Annotated in this window: 19 protein-coding genes; 10 read left to right on the top strand and 9 right to left on the bottom strand. The window is 66.6% G+C overall.

Features of this window, described 5'->3' with window-relative positions; genetic code table 11:
- The first annotated feature begins 4 nt into the window (after positions 1-4).
- The 3 genes from phnE to K2O51_RS00500 are packed head-to-tail and all read left to right on the top strand — an operon-like array spanning position 5 to position 1,832.
- Positions 5-817, top strand: a complete 813-nt coding sequence (gene phnE / locus K2O51_RS00510; RefSeq protein ID WP_041680183.1) for a phosphonate ABC transporter, permease protein PhnE — start codon at positions 5-7, stop codon at positions 815-817.
- Positions 818-846: 29 nt separating this feature from the next.
- On the top strand, positions 847-1,380 hold the full coding sequence (locus tag K2O51_RS00505; protein ID WP_011300299.1) for a phosphonate degradation HD-domain oxygenase: 534 nt from the start codon (positions 847-849) through the stop codon (positions 1,378-1,380).
- Entirely contained in the window at positions 1,377-1,832 is a 456-nt protein-coding gene (locus K2O51_RS00500; RefSeq protein WP_011300300.1) for a GNAT family N-acetyltransferase, read from the top strand. The genes K2O51_RS00505 and K2O51_RS00500 overlap by 4 nt, the downstream gene beginning before the upstream one ends.
- Positions 1,833-1,905: 73 nt before the next feature.
- Here the strand turns inward: K2O51_RS00500 and phnN are convergent, their stop codons facing one another.
- The 4 genes from phnN to phnF form a co-directional block, all read right to left on the bottom strand.
- Positions 1,906-2,487: a phosphonate metabolism protein/1,5-bisphosphokinase (PRPP-forming) PhnN gene (gene phnN / locus K2O51_RS00495; protein ID WP_011300301.1), complete on the bottom strand. Its 582-nt coding sequence runs from the start codon at positions 2,485-2,487 to the stop codon at positions 1,906-1,908.
- Complete coding sequence (locus K2O51_RS00490; RefSeq protein WP_011300302.1) at positions 2,484-3,203, bottom strand: DUF1045 domain-containing protein; 720 nt, start codon at positions 3,201-3,203, stop codon at positions 2,484-2,486. The genes phnN and K2O51_RS00490 overlap by 4 nt, the downstream gene beginning before the upstream one ends.
- Positions 3,200-4,426: an alpha-D-ribose 1-methylphosphonate 5-triphosphate diphosphatase gene (locus K2O51_RS00485; RefSeq protein WP_011300303.1), complete on the bottom strand. Its 1,227-nt coding sequence runs from the start codon at positions 4,424-4,426 to the stop codon at positions 3,200-3,202. The genes K2O51_RS00490 and K2O51_RS00485 overlap by 4 nt, the downstream gene beginning before the upstream one ends.
- 85 nt (positions 4,427-4,511) lie before the next feature.
- Positions 4,512-5,261: a phosphonate metabolism transcriptional regulator PhnF gene (gene phnF, locus K2O51_RS00480; RefSeq protein ID WP_011300304.1), complete on the bottom strand. Its 750-nt coding sequence runs from the start codon at positions 5,259-5,261 to the stop codon at positions 4,512-4,514.
- Positions 5,262-5,511: 250 nt separating this feature from the next.
- On the opposite strand from phnF, the gene phnG reads away from it, so the two are divergent.
- From phnG to K2O51_RS00445, 7 genes are read left to right on the top strand one after another with little or no spacing between them, the layout of a single operon-like run.
- Complete coding sequence (gene phnG / locus K2O51_RS00475; protein WP_140950728.1) at positions 5,512-5,997, top strand: phosphonate C-P lyase system protein PhnG; 486 nt, start codon at positions 5,512-5,514, stop codon at positions 5,995-5,997.
- A 1-nt stretch (position 5,998) separates the two neighbouring features.
- Positions 5,999-6,619 carry a phosphonate C-P lyase system protein PhnH gene (gene phnH, locus K2O51_RS00470; RefSeq protein WP_011300306.1) on the top strand — a complete coding sequence of 207 codons (621 nt, stop codon included), beginning with the start codon at positions 5,999-6,001 and terminating at the stop codon, positions 6,617-6,619.
- Position 6,620: 1 nt separating this feature from the next.
- A complete protein-coding gene (locus tag K2O51_RS00465) occupies positions 6,621-7,757 on the top strand; it encodes a carbon-phosphorus lyase complex subunit (RefSeq protein WP_011300307.1) in 1,137 nt (378 codons plus the stop codon).
- Positions 7,754-8,635, top strand: coding sequence for an alpha-D-ribose 1-methylphosphonate 5-phosphate C-P-lyase PhnJ (locus K2O51_RS00460; protein ID WP_220630339.1), 882 nt, complete (start codon positions 7,754-7,756; stop codon positions 8,633-8,635). Before K2O51_RS00465 ends, K2O51_RS00460 begins: the two co-directional genes overlap by 4 nt.
- Positions 8,632-9,408, top strand: a complete 777-nt coding sequence (phnK, locus tag K2O51_RS00455) for a phosphonate C-P lyase system protein PhnK (protein ID WP_220630338.1) — start codon at positions 8,632-8,634, stop codon at positions 9,406-9,408. Before K2O51_RS00460 ends, phnK begins: the two co-directional genes overlap by 4 nt.
- Positions 9,409-9,410: 2 nt before the next feature.
- Positions 9,411-10,139 carry a phosphonate C-P lyase system protein PhnL gene (gene phnL, locus K2O51_RS00450; protein ID WP_011300310.1) on the top strand — a complete coding sequence of 243 codons (729 nt, stop codon included), beginning with the start codon at positions 9,411-9,413 and terminating at the stop codon, positions 10,137-10,139.
- Positions 10,140-10,187: 48 nt separating this feature from the next.
- A complete protein-coding gene (locus K2O51_RS00445) occupies positions 10,188-11,405 on the top strand; it encodes an alpha-D-ribose 1-methylphosphonate 5-triphosphate diphosphatase (protein ID WP_011300311.1) in 1,218 nt (405 codons plus the stop codon).
- Positions 11,406-11,472: 67 nt separating this feature from the next.
- On the opposite strand, the gene ppk2 is transcribed toward K2O51_RS00445, so the two are convergent.
- The 5 genes from ppk2 to K2O51_RS00420 all read right to left on the bottom strand — a co-directional run bounded on the left by ppk2 (position 11,473) and on the right by K2O51_RS00420 (position 16,426).
- Positions 11,473-12,309 carry a polyphosphate kinase 2 gene (gene ppk2 / locus K2O51_RS00440; protein WP_011300312.1) on the bottom strand — a complete coding sequence of 279 codons (837 nt, stop codon included), beginning with the start codon at positions 12,307-12,309 and terminating at the stop codon, positions 11,473-11,475.
- 41 nt (positions 12,310-12,350) lie between these two features.
- Positions 12,351-13,316, bottom strand: a complete 966-nt coding sequence (locus K2O51_RS00435; RefSeq protein WP_011300313.1) for a beta/alpha barrel domain-containing protein — start codon at positions 13,314-13,316, stop codon at positions 12,351-12,353.
- On the bottom strand, positions 13,313-14,248 hold the full coding sequence (locus K2O51_RS00430) for a polysaccharide deacetylase family protein (RefSeq protein WP_235679792.1): 936 nt from the start codon (positions 14,246-14,248) through the stop codon (positions 13,313-13,315). The genes K2O51_RS00435 and K2O51_RS00430 overlap by 4 nt, the downstream gene beginning before the upstream one ends.
- Before the next feature lie 20 nt (positions 14,249-14,268).
- Positions 14,269-15,207, bottom strand: coding sequence for an ATP-binding cassette domain-containing protein (locus K2O51_RS00425; RefSeq protein ID WP_011300315.1), 939 nt, complete (start codon positions 15,205-15,207; stop codon positions 14,269-14,271).
- Positions 15,208-15,664: 457 nt separating this feature from the next.
- Positions 15,665-16,426 (bottom strand): GntR family transcriptional regulator, encoded by a 762-nt coding sequence (locus K2O51_RS00420; protein WP_235679793.1) that lies wholly within the window; start codon positions 16,424-16,426, stop codon positions 15,665-15,667.
- Positions 16,427-16,530: the final 104 nt, after the last annotated feature.

The following is a 16,530-nucleotide window of genomic DNA, read 5'->3' as shown; positions in this document are numbered from 1 at the left end:
CCCCATGACCACCACTGCCAAGCACGCCCTGCCGCCCTCTCCCAAGAGCCAGGTGCGGCCCCCGCGCACACCGCTTTCCGTGATGCTGATCTGGGCGATCGTGCTGGCGATGCTTGTCCTGTCCTGGAACGGCGCCGACATGCGTCCGCTGGACCTGCTGCGCGATTCCGGCAACATGGCGCAGTTCGCCGCCGACTTCTTCCCCCCCGATTTCCGCGACTGGCGCCATTACCTGGACGAAATGCTCGTCACGGTGCAGATCGCCGTATGGGGCACGGCCATTGCCGTGTTCATGGCCGTGCCGTTTGGCTTGCTGTGCTCGGCCAATATCGTGCCCGCCTGGATCTACCAGCCGGCGCGCCGTGTCATGGATGCCTGCCGCGCCATCAATGAGATGGTCTTCGCCATGCTGTTCATCGTGGCCGTCGGGCTCGGTCCCTTCGCCGGCGTGCTGGCGCTCTGGATCCATACCACCGGGGTGCTGGCCAAGCTGTTTGCCGAAGCCGTCGAAGCGATCGACCCGCGCCCTGTCGAAGGCGTGCGCGCCACCGGCGCCGGCCCTCTTGAAGAAATCATCTATGGCGTGATTCCGCAGGTGCTGCCGCTCTGGCTCTCGTTCGCGCTGTATCGCTTCGAATCCAACGTGCGTTCGGCGTCGGTCGTGGGCATCGTCGGCGCGGGCGGCATCGGCACCGTGCTGTGGGAAATCATCCGCAGCTTCCAGTACGGCCAGACCTGCGCGGTGATGATCATCATCATCGTCTTCGTGACCGCCATTGACGTGATCTCGGCGCAGATCCGCAAGGTGCTGGTCTGATCGACACAAAAATTCCCCGCAAAATTTCCATGCTGACCCTGCCCCGCATTGCATCGCTGTTCGCCAGCCACGGTACTGCCTACTACGGCGGCGAAGCCATCAGCCAGACCGCCCACGCGCTGCAATGCGCGCAACTGGCGGAGCAAGCCGGCGAGCCCGAGCCGCTGATCGTTGCCGCGTTCCTGCACGATGTCGGCCACCTGATGCTGGCCGAAAGCAGCACCACCGATATGCGGCACCAGGAAGCCGCCGCGGATGCGCTGGCCGAATTGTTCGGCCCGGATGTCACGGAGCCAATCCGACTGCATGTCGCGGCCAAGCGGTATCTGTGCGCGGTGGATGCGGGCTACTTCAGTACGCTGTCCGAAGCGTCAGTGCACAGCCTTGCGCTGCAGGGCGGGCCCTTCGATGCCGCCCAGGCGAGCGCGTTCGCCGCTGGATCGCATGCGGATGCCGCGGTGCGCCTGCGGCGCTATGACGATCTGGCCAAGGTGGTTGACCTGGTGACGCCGCCGGTGACGCACTACATGCACATGGCTGCGCGTTGCTTGCGTGCGGCATGAGGGAGTCAGTACTGACGCTGCGCGAGGTTCAGGGTAGCGACGCCGAACTGCAGCAACTCGCAGAACTGCTCGCTACGATGGATGACGAACCCGTGCTGCCGCTTGCGAGCATGCGGGAGCGTTATGCGGCCATGCGGCAGTATCCCTTCTATCGTTGCTACCTGATGGTAGATGGCGACGATATCCCGCTCGGAACGTTCAGTCTGCTGGTGTTTCCGCTGATGGTTCACGATGGCCGCCCCGAGGCCATCGTCGAAGGCGTGGTCGTTGCGCCGGCGGCGCGCGGCATCGGGGTCGGCAAGGCCATGATGCTCGAAGCCATGCGGCTGGCGCGTGAGGCCGGTGCCTGCAAGCTGGCGCTATCGTCCAGCGTGCGGCGGGTCCAGGCGCATGGGTTTTATCGGGGGCTGGGGTTCAGGCAGCACGGGGTTAGCTTTAGTATTGGGGTTTAGCAGCTTGTCTCGTTCCTGGCAGGCCCTGCGGCAAAAGCGCGTCATAAGGCGTCGGAGCGCTTCGGCTGGTTCTTCAGGCGGATGCCGGCGCAACGCCGACCAGGCGCGCGAAAGCTTCGGCGGAATCCGCCAGCGCGCCGCTGTTGTCGATCTCGACCAGCCGGCACTGCGCAGGCACGGCGAACGCTTCGGTCGCACGCGCCAGCCGCCTTGCAATCGCATCCTCCGATTCGCGGCCGCGCTGCCGCAACCGCGCGGCCAGCACTTCCGGCTTGACGCGGACGTGCACGGCACACAATGCCGGATAGCGTGCCACCGCATGCGGCAGGTACTCACGCGAGCCGTTGACGATGACCTTCAGGCCGCGCGCCATCCATTGCTCGATCTCGAGGCCGATACCGTAGTGCAGCCCGTGGCTGCGCCAGTGCAGCGCCAGGCAGCCAAGCTCCGCGCGGCGCGCAAACTCGCCTGCTGACAGCGGCACAGACGCCTCGTTGGCATCGGCATCGCGCGTGATATAGCGGTGCGCGACAACGACGCGGTCGTCCGGACCAAGCCGGTCATGCAGCGCGCGCAGCAGCGAATCCTTGCCGCTGCCCGACGGCCCCATGACATAGAACAGGCCAGTGCCGTTGATGTTCGCGGTGCGGGTCATGATTCGAGATAGCGGGCGCCGGCGCCATTGCGCACGCGTCCGTCAAAACCGTAGTGCCGGCCGACAACGAAGTCTTGCCCCGCTTTTGGCTGCACGAAAACGCTGATGCCATCCACGTGCAGCGGCGACTCGAGCAGCGTGCGGCAATCGGCGGACAGCCGCGCCAGTGCGGCATCGGCATCCATGGGCGCAAGCATGCCGGTCAGCGTGATATGGAACTTGAACGTATCGAAGACATACGGGTAGCCCCAGGCTTCGAGCATCAGGCGCTGTGCGGCGGTGAGCTGATCGGGCTTGCGTCGGGCCACTTCCTCGGGCGTGGCCGGCGCGCGGAACGGCTCGAACGCCTGCACGCTGGCGTCGGCGAGCGCGTGCATGTCGCGCGCGCCGGCCGTGTTCTCGTCCAGGCACCAGGCCAGGAAACCGCGCAGCGAGCGCAGCACCAGCGGCGCATCGAACGCTGCGCGTGCCTGCGCAAAGGCGCGGGCAGCGGCATCGAGTTGCCCTGCCTCGGTGCCGGTGGCGAGCCTGAAAGGCGGCTTCAGCGTGGCATGCAGACCATAGTGCGCGGGCGCATCGATCCATGCCTGCGGGCGATCCGCATGGGCAAGCGCGATGCCGGTGTCGGCGTCGCGGCCGAGCCACTGGCAGCCAAACGTGCGGAACGGGCCGCCGGGAGCGAGGTAGATGGCGTAGCGATGGGCTTGCATGGTCATGCCGCCATGCTGTCGTTGCGGGGCACGGCTACGCCGTCGATACCGGTCATGGGCAGCGACATGGCCGCGTGCTGCAGTTCGCCACCGACAACGGTGCCGACGACGCGCGGCAGGCCGGCCTGGCGGTCGTCGACGAGGATGGCATCGGCGCGCAGGCCAGGTATCAACGCACCGCGATCGCGCAGGCCGGCGGCGCGCGCCGGGTTGCGCGACACCAGCTTCCAGGCGTCGGGCAGGTCCACGACGCCAAGCTGCGCGAGCTTGAACGCTGCCTGCAGCGGCGCCGGATAGTAGTAGTCGGACGCGAGCACCGTGCACAGGCCCGCGGATACCATTTCGGTCGCGTTGGGTGCGCCAGTGTGGCTGGTGCCGCGCATGACGTTGGGCGCGCCGAATACGACGTCATCGCCCAATTGCCGTGCCGCGCGCGCGGTTTCCACCGTGAGCGGAAACTCGGCGATGCGGCAACCCTGGCGGTGATAGTGCTGCCGCGTGGCCAGGTCCGGATCATCGTGCGACGCGACGGGCAGCCCTGCCGTGCGCGCCGCGGCGATCAGGCGGGACATCGCCGCGGGCACGTCCTGCGCATGCCGGCTGGCGGTGCGCAGGCGCGTGCGGAAGGTCTCGGCATCGCACTCGGCCCGTTCCGCGTATTGCAAGACCTTGCGCTCGTCGTCGATGCGACGGGCCATGGTCGGCAGATGGTCGTTGATGGCCAGCAGCCCCACGCGCTCCGCTTCCATCCAGGCGAGTGCCGTTTCCACGCCTTCCACGTGATAGGCCTCGAAACGCAAGTGGACCATGTGCTCGGCACCGAGCACCGGCTTGAGCTGCGCGAGCGCCTCGAACATCCGCAGCGCATAGGTTTCGCCGCGCAAGCCACCTTCCCATGACAGCGTCACGCCGTGGAATTCGGTCGTGATGCCATGGGCAAGCAGTTGCCGGTCCACATCGAGCAGAGCGGTGGCATAGGGAAAGCTCACACCGGGCCTCGGCATCACGGCGCGCTCGAACGCATCGCCATGAATGTCGACGATGCCGGGCAGCACGAGGAGGTCGCCCGCATCGATGCATGGCCCTGCCTGCGGCACCTGCTGCCCGGGCTGTGTCAGGCAACCGTCGCGGAATCCCAGCGTAGCGGGGCCGATGCCGCCGGTGCCCAGCACGCGGCGGCCCGTGATCCCCGCGAGCGGGGCCGAAGTAGCTTGGCTAGTGGTATGCATGGATAGCAAGTTAGCGCGCGTAGATGACGGCCAGATGTCTAGACCAATATCACGTTGGCCGGTTGCGCTGGCGCGTCTCCGGGCTTCATGGAATGACTGGCGATTCGCTGTCGGAAACGGTGAGCTGCACCCAGTCTCCTGCAAAACGGGTCATGCTGTATTGCAGCGGTGCACCGTCGATATCCACGTTGAGTGCTTCCACTTGAAGCACGGGGCGCGTCTTCGGCTGGTTCAGCAGGCGTGCGACCGGTGCGCTCGGCATCGACGCGGTGATGCGCGACCACTTGCGTGTGTAGTCGGCAATGCCGAAGTGCGCGAGCGCGCGCGAGATCGACAGTTGCTCCCGGATCTCGTCAGCCAAAGCCGGAAAGCGCTTGCCATCGAAGTAATGCTCGGCGACGTCGATGGTGCGTGCTTCGGCCTTGCCGATCACCTGGACGTGCAGGATGTCCGCCGTACGCGGCAGGCCCAGCTGCTTGGCGACCTCGGGCGCGCGCACCATGCTGCTTTCGAGAATCTCGACGTGGCCGCGCATGCCCTGTGCCGCCAGGTTCTGCGAAAAACGTGTGCGGCGACCGATCGCATAGTCGATCGCATGTTCCTGGACGAACGTGCCGCGGCCCTGCTCGATCCGCACGAGACCATTCAGCTCCAGCTCGCCCATGGCGCGGCGGATGGTATGGCGGTTCACCGCGAACCGGCTGGCCAGCTCGGGCTCAGGCGGCAGTTGCTCGCCGGGGCCATACAGCTTGTTGCGGATATCCTGCGCCAGCGCCTCGCCAATCTGGCGCCATACCGCAACGCCGGAACCTCGTTCGACTTCCTGATCAGACATCGTCTTGCCTTGCCTAGTGTTGCCTTGCCTTTTGTCATCAAGCCTTCACCGGAACGAATTTCACTGGAGTGCTGCGTCGGCTCGCGTGTGTTTATCCGGTCCATACCCGTGATTGTGCCTCAGCCGCGGGCGCATGGCGTTCGAGCCCGAGCACCGGCCAAGTCCGTCACGAAAGCTTCATACCAGTGTGTTCTAGTGTCGCCGTGCTGATACAGTGAACATCTACACGTATAGACGTATAGGGGTGACCATGCAAGACACTACCATTGCGGATGCTAGCGCTGCCCGTGCGGGCTGGCTGCGGATTCTGGCGCTAGCGCAGCCGGATGCGCTTGACGCGGCTTACGCGCAACTTTCCGGGCAAGGCGCACTGCCCGCCTACCGCCTGCTGCGCAAGCCGGAGGCCGGCATGGCGATGGTGCGCGGCCGTGCTGGCGGCACTGGCGCGCAATTCAATCTCGGCGAAGTCTCGGTGACACGCTGCGCGATCGTCCTCGAGGACGCCTCGGCTGGCAGCACCGCGGGAGTCGCCTACGTACAGGGCCGCGGCACACGCCACGCCGAACAGGCGGCCGTGCTGGACGCCCTGCTCCAGCGCGCCGACTGGCACCAGCGCGTGCGCGACACCGTGCTGGCCCCGCTAGCGCAGGCTCACGCTGCGCGTGCTGCCAATCGGGCGGGCGTTGCCGCACAGACGCGCGTGGAGTTTTTCACCATGGTTCGAGGAGAAGACTGAGATGCAGACGCTTCCATTGACCACCACTGCCGCCGCGAGCGCCACGCTGTTGCCGGGTTTCGACAACCCGGTCGAAGACGCCCAGCAGGTATTCCGCGCCACGCTCGATGCCATGGCGCGGCCCGGCACCGTGCAGCAACTGCCCGCCTCCAGCGGCGTGCCGGAGGGCCTTTCGCCCGCGCAGGCCGCGTTGCTGCTGACGCTCGCGGACGCCGACACGCCGGTGTGGCTGCCTGCCGATGTACCGGCCGCCGTGCGCTCGTTCCTGCGTTTTCACTGCGGTTGCCCGCTCGTGGACGATGTCCGCACGGCCACTTTCGTCTGCGTGCCCGCGGGTCATGCGCAACCGGCCCTGGCCGATTGCGCGCAGGGCGAGCCCGCCTACCCTGACCGCTCGGCGACCCTGATCGTCGAATTGGAATCCCTTGCAGCCGGCGAACTCCTGACGCTGCGTGGCCCCGGCATCGAGACCACGCAGACCGTGCGCGTAACGGGCTTGCCTGCGGGCTTCCGCACCGAATGGCGCGACAACCATGCGGTGTTCCCGCTCGGCGTCGATCTGCTGCTGACCAGCGGCGAGCAATTCTGCGCCCTGGCGCGCACCACGCAGCTGGAGGACTGAGATGTACGTAGCCGTCAAGGGTGGCGAGCGCGCTATCCTCAATTCCTATCAGATGCTCGACGCCTATCGCCGCGGCGATACCGCGGTTCCTGAACTGACGCTGGCCCAGATCCGCGAACAAATGCCCCTGGCCGTCTCGCGCGTGATGGCGGAAGGCTCGCTGTACGACCCGAACCTGGCCGCTCTGGCACTCAAGCAGGCTGCGGGGGACCAGATCGAAGCGATCTTCCTGCTGCGCGCTTACCGCACCACGCTGCCGCGCTTTGGCTACACGGTGCCGGTCGATACCGGCAGGATGCGCCTGGAACGCCGGATCTCGTCGACGTTCAAGGATGTCCCTGGCGGTCAGGTACTTGGCCCGACGTACGACTACACGCAGCGCCTGCTCGATTTCTCGCTCGAAGCCGAGCGCGATCCGGCTCCGCTGGCGCCGTCGCCGGAGCCGCTGGCGTCCGACATGCCGCGCGTGACGGCGCTTCTCGAAGCCGACGAACTGGTCGAGGCCGATGCCATTCCGCCGGGCGACCCGGCTCCCCCCGACCTGACCCGCGAACCGCCGACGTTGCCGGCCGGCCGCGCGGCACGCCTGCAGAACCTTGCGCGCGGGGACGAAGGTTTCCTGTTGTCGATGGGCTATTCCACGCAGCGCGGCTACGGCAACTCGCACCCGTTCGCGGCGGAAATCCGCTACGGCACTGCCGAAGTCGAGCTGTTCGTGGAGGAACTGGGCTTTGCCATCACCATCGGCGAGGTCGAGCTGACCGAGTGCCAGATGGTGAGCCAGTTCACCGGCAACGCCAACGAGGCGCCGCGCTTCACGCGTGGCTACGGGCTGGTGTTCGGCTACGGCGAACGCAAGGCCATGTCGATGGCGCTGGCCGACCGCGCCATGCGTGCGGCAGAACTTGGCGAAGCGGCCGACGCCCCGGCCAATGACGTGGAATTCATGCTCTACCACAGCGACAACGTCGAGGCCTCCGGCTTCGTGCAGCACCTGAAGCTGCCCCATTACGTGGACTTCCAGGCCAACCTGGAACTGCTGCGCCGCCTGCGCACCGAGCAGGAAGCCGCGGGTACGGAAGCTGCTCCTGCCGCCGCGGTATCGAGTATCCAGCCACAAGAGGAGACGCTGGCATGAGTCAGACCAACGCCACCGTCGCCCGCGACGACCACTACAACTTTGGCTACCTGGACGAATCGACCAAGCGCATGCTGCGCCGTGCGCTGCTGAAGGCCGTGGCGATTCCCGGCTACCAGGTCCCGTTCGGCAGCCGCGAAATGCCGCTGCCGTATGGCTGGGGCACGGGCGGCATCCAGGTGACGGCCGCCATCATCGGCACGCAGGACGTGCTCAAGGTGATCGACCAGGGTTCGGACGACACCACCAACGCCATCAACATCCGCCGCTTCTTCGGCCGCGTGACCGGCGTCAAGACGACCGAGCGTACCGCTGAAGCGAGCATCATTCAGACGCGCCACCGCATTCCCGAGTCGCCGCTGCGCGCCGGGCAGGTCATGGTGTTCCAGGTGCCGATTCCCGAACCGCTGCGCTGGCTGGAGCCTAGCGAGCGCGAGACGCGCACCATGCACGCGCTGGCCGAATATGGCTCGATGCACGTCAAGCTCTACGAAGACATCGCCCATCACGGCCATATCGCCACGACCTACGACTATCCGGTGATCGTCAACCAGCGCTACATGATGCGTCCGTCGCCGATCCCGAAGTTCGACAACCCGAAGCTCGACCGCAGCCCCGCGCTGATGCTGTTCGGCGCCGGGCGCGAGAAGCGCGTCTATGCGGTGCCGCCTTACACCTCGGTGAAGAGCCTCGATTTCGTCGACCATCCGTTCACCGTCGAGACATGGAGCAGCTGCTGCGCCCAGTGCGGCTCGACCGACAGCTTTCTTGACGAGATCATTACCGATGATGCCGGCATGCGCATGTTCGTGTGCTCCGACACGGAATACTGCGGCGACCGCGTTGCCGCGCAGCGGGCCGAAGGAGCCGCACAATGAGCGCCACCCCGCTGCTTTCCGTCCGCAACCTCACGCGCACCTGGGACGGCGTGCATGGCTGCCATGACGTGAGCTTCGACCTCTATCCCGGCGAAGTACTGTGCGTTGTCGGCGAATCCGGCTCGGGCAAGAGCACGCTGCTGCAGGCGCTGTCGATGCAGGCGCCGCCGCAGCGCGGCAGTGTCCGCTACGACATGCGCGAAGCCGGTCTGACCGACCTGGCCACGCTGTCGAGCGCGCGCATGCGCCTGCTGGCGCGTACCGACTGGGGCTTCGTGCGCCAGCATGCGCGGGACGGCCTGCGCATGCAGGTCAGCGCCGGCGCCAATATCGCCGAGCGGCTGATGGCTGTCGGCGAGCGCCACTACGGCGACTTGCGCGAGATTGCCGGCGCGTGGCTCGAGAAGATGGAAATCGACCTGGGCCGCCTGGATGATGTGCCGACCACGTTCTCGGGCGGCATGCAGCAGCGCCTGCAGATCGCGCGCAACCTGGTCACGCATCCGCGGCTGGTCTTCATGGACGAGCCGACGGCATCGCTTGACGTCTCGGTGCAGGCGCGCCTGCTCGACTTGCTGCGAAGGCTGGTGACAGATCTCGATCTCGCCGCCATCCTGGTCACGCACGACCTCGCCGTGGCCCGTTTGCTCGCGCACCGCACGCTGGTGATGCAAGGCGGCCGCGTGGTCGAGCAAGGCCTGACCGACCAGATTCTCGACGATCCGCAGCATCCCTATACGCAGTTGCTGGTTTCGTCCATCCTGCAAGGCTGACCATGACACAAGCCGCACCCAAGCAGACGATGATCGAGGTCCGTGGCCTCGGCAAGATGTTCACGCTGCACAACCAGGGCGGCATCCGGCTGCCGGTCTTGCAGGCGATCGATTTCGACGCAGCCGCCGGCGAATGCCTGGTCCTCTCGGGCCCGTCCGGAACCGGCAAGAGCACGCTGCTGCGCTGCCTGTACGGCAACTACCTGGCGACCGAAGGCATGATCCGCCTGCGCGATACCACCGCGCAGGACGCGCCGTGGGTGACGCTCAGCCATGCGCCAGAGCAAGTCATCCTTCAGCTGCGACGCGACGTGATCGGCTATGTGAGCCAGTTCCTGCGCGCCATTCCGCGAGTGTCCGCACTCGATGTCGTGGCCGACCCGTTGCAACAGCGCGGCGCCAGCCAGGAAGAAGCCCGCGCCCGCGCCGCCGTGCTGCTGGAACGCCTGAACGTGCCGCGCCGGCTGTGGGACCTGCCGCCGGCGACGTTTTCCGGTGGCGAGCAGCAGCGCGTGAACATTGCGCGCGGCCTGATCGGCGGACATCCGATCCTGCTGCTCGACGAGCCGACCGCCTCGCTCGACGCGGACAACCGCGCCGTGGTAGTCGAACTGATTCGTGAAGCGCTGACCGATGGCCGTTGCCTGGTCGGCATTTTCCACGACGACGCCGTGCGCGAAGCCGTTGCTACGCGCCTGCTGCCACTGCAGCCTGCCACGGCTATCGCCTGAACGCCCCTGCCTGACAGTTGCCGAGATACAGAGATACAGGAACCGGAAATGTCTTCCATCTACCTGACGCACGCCACCCTGGTACTGCCCGACCGCGTGTTGCCGGATAGCGCATTGCTGATCGAGAACGGCCGCATCGCCGCGATCGAGCCCGCCCCGCATACCGTGCCCGCTTCGGCGCAAATATTCGATCTGCACGGTCACACCGTCATGCCCGGCCTGATCGACGTCCATTCCGACGCGATCGAAAAGGAAGCCGAGCCGCGCGCCGGCGTGATGTTCCCGCTGGACTTTGCCGTGGCTCAGGTGGACCGCCGCAATGCCGCGGCGGGCATTACTACGCCGTACCACGCGCTGTCGTTCGCAAGCAACCAGTTCGGCGTGCGCAACAACGAGACCGCTTCCACGCTGGTGCGCACCGTGGCCGCTTACCGCAACCACAGCCTCGTCGACAACCGCATCCACTGCCGCTACGAGGTAACCGATGCCAGCGCCGTGCCGGTGCTCGAAGGCCTGATGGCCGAAGGTGTCGTGGACCTGCTCTCGGTCATGGATCATTCGCCGGGCCAGGGCCAGTTCAAAACGCTGGACGCCTACCTGTCGTACATGATGGGCAACCACGGCATGAGCCGCGAAGAGGCGGTCAATGCCGCGCAGAAGAAGACCGCGCAGCTCGATGGCGCGCATGAACGTGTGCAGCGCCTGCTGGCACAGGCCCATCGCCTGCAGATCCCGACCGCGAGCCACGACGACGATTCCCCACAGCGCATTGCCGCGATGCACACGCTCGGCGTGCGCATGAGCGAGTTCCCGATCAATGTAGAGACCGCACAGGCCGCGGCAGACCACGCGCTGCCGACCATCCTGGGCGCGCCCAACGTGCTTCGCGGCAAGAGCCAGAGCGGCTCGATGCGCGCGATCGACGCGATCCACGCGGGCGTTGGCCATATCCTGTGCTCGGACTACCAGCCCTCGACATTGATCGCGGCCGCCTTCGCCGCCGCACAGCAAGCCGGAATGCCGCTCAACGAGGCGCTCGCGCTGGTCACGGCCAACCCGGCCGATGCGTGCCTGCTGGGCGACCGGGGCCGCCTGGTGCCGGGTGCGCGCGCCGATGTGATCGCCGTGTCGAGTGTTGCCGGACAGCCGCTGGTGACGCACACATGGTGCGCGGGCCGGTTGGTGTTCTCGGCCGGCTACCCGGCCGTGCAGCACGTCCGGGTCCAGGTGTCGGTGTCCGACGCCCCGATGCGCGAGGTCGCCTGACAAGCCTGCGCCGCGAGCTGCCCGTTGTGGCGACCCGGGCAGCCGCTCGCTGAACCAACAGGCGGGCCTAGAACCGGTCCGGCACGCGCCGGTACGGATGGTCGGGCTCGTGGTAACCCTGTGGCTTTTGCCGGGCCGGCAGCTTCGGCTTTTTCCGTGGAATCGCTTCGTAGGGGATGCGGTCAAGCATATGGCTGATGATGTTCAGCCGTGCGCGCCGCTTGTCGTCCGAATGAACGACGAACCACGGGGATTCCTCGGTGTCCGACGCGGCGAACATGGCGTCGCGCGCGCGGGAATAGTCGTACCAGCGCGAATACGACTTGAGATCCATGTCGGTCAGTTTCCAGGTCTTGCGCTGGTCGTTGATGCGCGCCTGCAGCCTGCGGGTCTGCTCAGCTTCACTGACTTCGAGCCAGTACTTCAGCAGCAGCACACCGGACTGGATGATGGCGCGCTCGACCAGCGGCACGGCGCGCAGGAAGGAATCGACCTGCTCCTCGGAGCAGAACCCCATGACCCGTTCCACGCCGGCGCGGTTGTACCAGCTGCGGTCGAAGATCACGATTTCCCCGGCTGCGGGCAGGTGGGGGATATAGCGCTGCACGTACATCTGGCTCTTTTCGCGCTCGGTCGGCGCGGGCAGCGCCACCACGCGGAACACGCGCGGACTCACGCGTTCGGTCATGGCCTTGATCACCCCGCCCTTGCCGGCGCCGTCACGGCCCTCGAACAGGATGCAGACCTTGGCGCCGGTGGCCTTGGCCCATTCCTGGAGCTTCACCAGCTCGACATGGAGCCGGTACAGCTCTTCCTCGTACTGCTTGCCGGACATCTTCGCGTCAGTGCCAGCACCCCCCCCGGCATCATTGGTACCGTACTTTTCCTGTTTCTTTTTACCCATGAGCAGTCTCCCGTGGCTGACCGGCCCCGCCGGCCCACGTTCTACTTTGGTGCTTCGGAGGCCATAGGGCAAGGCTTCGTTACGCTCTCCGGAGGCTGCCCACGGAAGCCCGCCGGCAGGCCGGCCACGGGGGTGCAGCCCTGCAGCACCACGCCGGGCAGGTACTGCGCCACGCACGTGCGCGCGGCGATCAGTGCGTCGAGGTCGATGCCGGTAGGGATGCCGATCGATTCCAGCAGGAACGCAAGGTCCTCGGTGACCACGTTGCCGCCGAGTCCGCCAAGCGAGGCATGGACGACGGTCATGCCGGCCTCGACGGCAGCCAGTGCGTTGGCCAGGCCGAGTCCACGCGTATTGAGCAGGTGGATGCCCGGCGCCCCCTCCACGCCCACGGCCAGCCAGACCGCCTGCGTCAGCCGGCGCACCTGCCGGGGATCGGCGCAGCCAGCCGTATCGCACAGGACAATGTCGTCGGCGCCGGCCGCCGCCAGCGTTTCGGCCAGGCAGGCAATGGCGGCTTCATCCGCCGGCCCGGTGAGCGCGCAGCCGAATGCCATCTCCAGCCGCACCTGCAGGCGCGGGCGTGCCTGGCGCGGCACGGCGCCGATGCGCTGGGCGATCCGGCGCACCTCTCGCAGCATCTGGGCATGGGTGCGGTTCATGTGGCGCAGGCTGTCGGCTTCGTCGGCGAAGACGGGCAAGGCGATCCGGTGCACGCCGGCAGCAAGGGCGCGTTCGGCGCCCATGAAATTGGGCACGCGGGCCGCAACCGTCAGTCCCGGAACCGCGAGCGCATGTGCCACCGCTTCCGACAAGTCGGCCGTCTGCGGCAGCACACCGAAAGCGGCAAGCGTGCCGACTTCGATATCGCGCACGCCCGCGGCCGCTTCGGCGGAAATCCATGCCTGGCGGGCGGCGGCTGGCAGCCGTTGGCGCAGCGACTGCAGACCGTCGCACAGCCCCGCTTCACTGACCACCACGCCGACGGGCGAACGCGTCGCCGTCATGATGCTGCCTCGTCCGTGGCATGATGCTGCGCCGCAAATGACCGGACGATCTCCCCGGCGCCGGCGCTCCACACCCCTTCGCGAGACATCGCGTACTCCAGCGCGGCTTCCAGGTAGCGGATTCGGTGCGATTGCCCCAACACCCATGGGTGCAATGACAGCGAAAGAACACGTCCGCCCTGCTCGCGTGCTTCGTCAAGCAGCAGATCGCAGCTCTCCGCGAACTGTTTGAGCCAAGCCCCCTCCGCATGGAAATTTTCCATCAACACGAAGCGATCTTCCTGTTCGCTCGACAGCGGCATGGACCACAGGTCGCCAAGCCGCGTATGGAAGCGGTACGGCATGTCCTCATTGCCGCTGTCGCAGAAGTAGTCGATTCCCTGCGCACGCAGCAACTCCGGCGTATGCGCGCTTTGCAGGTGCCCGGGCCCGAACCAGCCGCGGATGTCGCGCCCGCTCACACGGCGCAGCACATTGAGCGATGCCGCGGTCTGCGCGCGCTCGTCGCCAACATCCAGCCCGTCCGGCTTGTGCGGCCATGGCATGTCCATGTGCCACGAATGGCCGATGATCTCGCTGCCGCGCGCGACGATTTCCTGCATCAGCGCCGGGTATTGCTGGGCCAGGCGCGCGTTGCAGGCGAAGGTTGGCCTGACGCCATAGCGGTCGAAAGCCTGCAGGAGCCGGTAGATGCCGATCCGGTTACCGTAGTCGCGCAACGTGTCATGGCGCAGGCCCGGATGGGAATTGGGCGGGTGCGCGGTCGCGTCGGCCAGGTCGTCCCCGGCATGAAACGGAAGCCACTGGAGGCTGACGTTGACCCACACGGCAAGGCGCTTGCCGCCGGGCCACGCGACCGGGCGCCGTTCGGCGAGCCGGGACCATGCGTAGCGGTCGTGCTCAATGTCCGCATCGCGTTTCGGGTGTTGCAAGGTATTCTCATCCAGGGACATCAGGGGTCGTTTCGCGTTGAAGATGCTGGTTCTTTCGATGACGTGATTTCACCCGCGGTGGCAGTGCCCACGGGTGTGTCGTGGTGGTGCTGCGCCTTTGTCGCGGCGGGCTTCGCAGCCGTGTGGCCGGAATGCGGCAAGGATTTGCGTGGGGATATGTGCGGGGCTATGTGGAGGGATACGCCTGGCGATATGCCCGGATCCTGCGCCGCCGTGGCATCGCCTTGCTCCGTGCAGGCGTGGGCAATGGCGGGGTCGCGCAATATGTCCGCGGAACCGCTCGCGACCACGCTGCCGCCGGCGAGCACCACCACGTTATGGGCCAGCTTCGAGACCGCCTGCGTGAAGCGCTCGGCCATCAGCACTGTCACGCCGTCCGCGCACAGGCTGCGGATGACAGTCGCCATGGCCGCCGTGTCCCGTGCATCCAGACCTTCCAGCAGGCCGTCGAGCAACAGCAACCGGGGCCGGGCTGCCAGCGCGCAAGCCAGTGCCAGCCGTCTGCGGGCGGCCGGTGGCAGGCCGTTCGCCGCCTTGTGCAGTTGCGGTTCCAGGCCAAGACACCGTGCCACTTCATCGGCCTGGGCGAGTGCCACATGATGTCCGCGCACGTGCCACTGCGCCGCGCTGGCAATGCGCTCGCGCACGGTCCGCACGTCGGGCTTTGCCACTGCCGGGCCGACTCTCCATATGCCGAGCCGGTTCAGGACATGCGGTGTCAGGCCGGTGATGTTGTGGCCGTCCAGTTTCACGGCGCCCGAGCACGGCGCCAGCTGTCCCGACAGGATGCCCAGCAGCGCCGATTTGCCCGCTCCGGTGGGGCCTACCAGCGCAGTGATGCGCCCGCGAACGAGATTCATCCAGACATTACTCAGCACAGCATGGGCGCCGGGCCGGAAGCTCAGGCCATGGGCAGCCAGCATGATGTCCGGCCTCATGCCCGGCTCCCGACGGCTTCGCCGTTGGACATTTCCACGAGGCACCAGGCAGGCCCGCAAGGATGGCCCGCATCGGCACCGGGCCAGCACAACGTAAAAAAAACACCGGCAGCCGCCGCGAATGCGGCGAACACGGCAATGGCCGCCAATTCGCCGCGCACTCCCTCGATGCGTGGCACTTGCGCTCCACCTTTGCGGTTGCGCCCCGCCAGGCGGCGGGCCCCGTAACGCAACACGTACCGCCGTTCCCCGAAGAACAATCTCGCGGCGGCAGACACAAAGGTGCAACTCTGGCAGCCGGCCTTGCCGGCAAACAGGAAAGCGGAAAATCGGGGCGCGGTGGGGAACAGCTTGCCTGGACTGGCGCCGCTGGCAGCATATATACGCGCGGTGCGGCCGGTGCACGGTGTCGAGTGTTCAATGCTCATTTTGTGCGCCCCTTCTACCCCGGAAATGGTTACCGCAGGCCGGTCGTGATGTCGCTGGCCAGCCAGATGCGGGTCGTTGCCTCGCCCGCGCGCGTTAGCGCCATGCGGTAGTCATAGCAATGCGGCCGGTACAGGCCATGAAGCCACTGGACGGGATAGCCGTCGACATCGCGCACTACGCGCACCACTGACAGCAGCGCGGACCCTACGGGTTCGTCGAGCAATGGGGCCACCGTGGCGTCCGCGGGACAACTCGACACGGACTGCTCGGCGGCGCCGATGCGGATGCCGCCTTTTTCCAGCAGCGACAGCATGGGATGCTGCTCGAGCTCCGCCGGCGTCAGCAACGGCGACAAATGGGCCGGCAGATAGGTCGTGATCAGCGATACCGGCTTGCCCTGATGACTGCGCAGGCGCACCACGCGCAAGGCGTTCTGCCCCTCGGCCATCGACAGCCCTGCGGCAGCATCGTGTGTGCACGGCTGCAGCCCGTACTCGATCAGACGCACGGACGTCTGCTCGGCCGAGGCGATCAGGTTGTCCAGGAGGCCCTGAATCCTGGGCTGGCTTTCCGCGCGGCTCGGATGATCAAGCTTCACAAAGGTACCCTGACCCGGGCGCCGGTAGACCATCCCCTCCCTGACCAGTTCGATGATGGCGCGGCGCACGGTCACGCGGGCCACCTGGTATTGCTCCATCAGCCTGAGTTCGGGCGGAAGGCCGGATCTGTCATAGACCCCGCTGACGATCTGGTGGCGCAACGCCACATAGATCTGGTGGTAACGGGGCATAGGCGAACGAGGGCTGTCCATAATCATTTTTGGTTATCCGAGGGCGTCAGGCCGATGCCGGCATAGACCGCCGGCAATACCACTACAGGCAGTGCATGCCAACG

Source organism: Cupriavidus pinatubonensis (assembly GCF_019602855.1).
GTDB lineage: Bacteria > Pseudomonadota > Gammaproteobacteria > Burkholderiales > Burkholderiaceae > Cupriavidus > Cupriavidus pinatubonensis.
The sequence above is the reverse complement of the archived record's forward strand: the minus strand, read 5'-3'. Positions and strand labels throughout refer to the sequence as shown.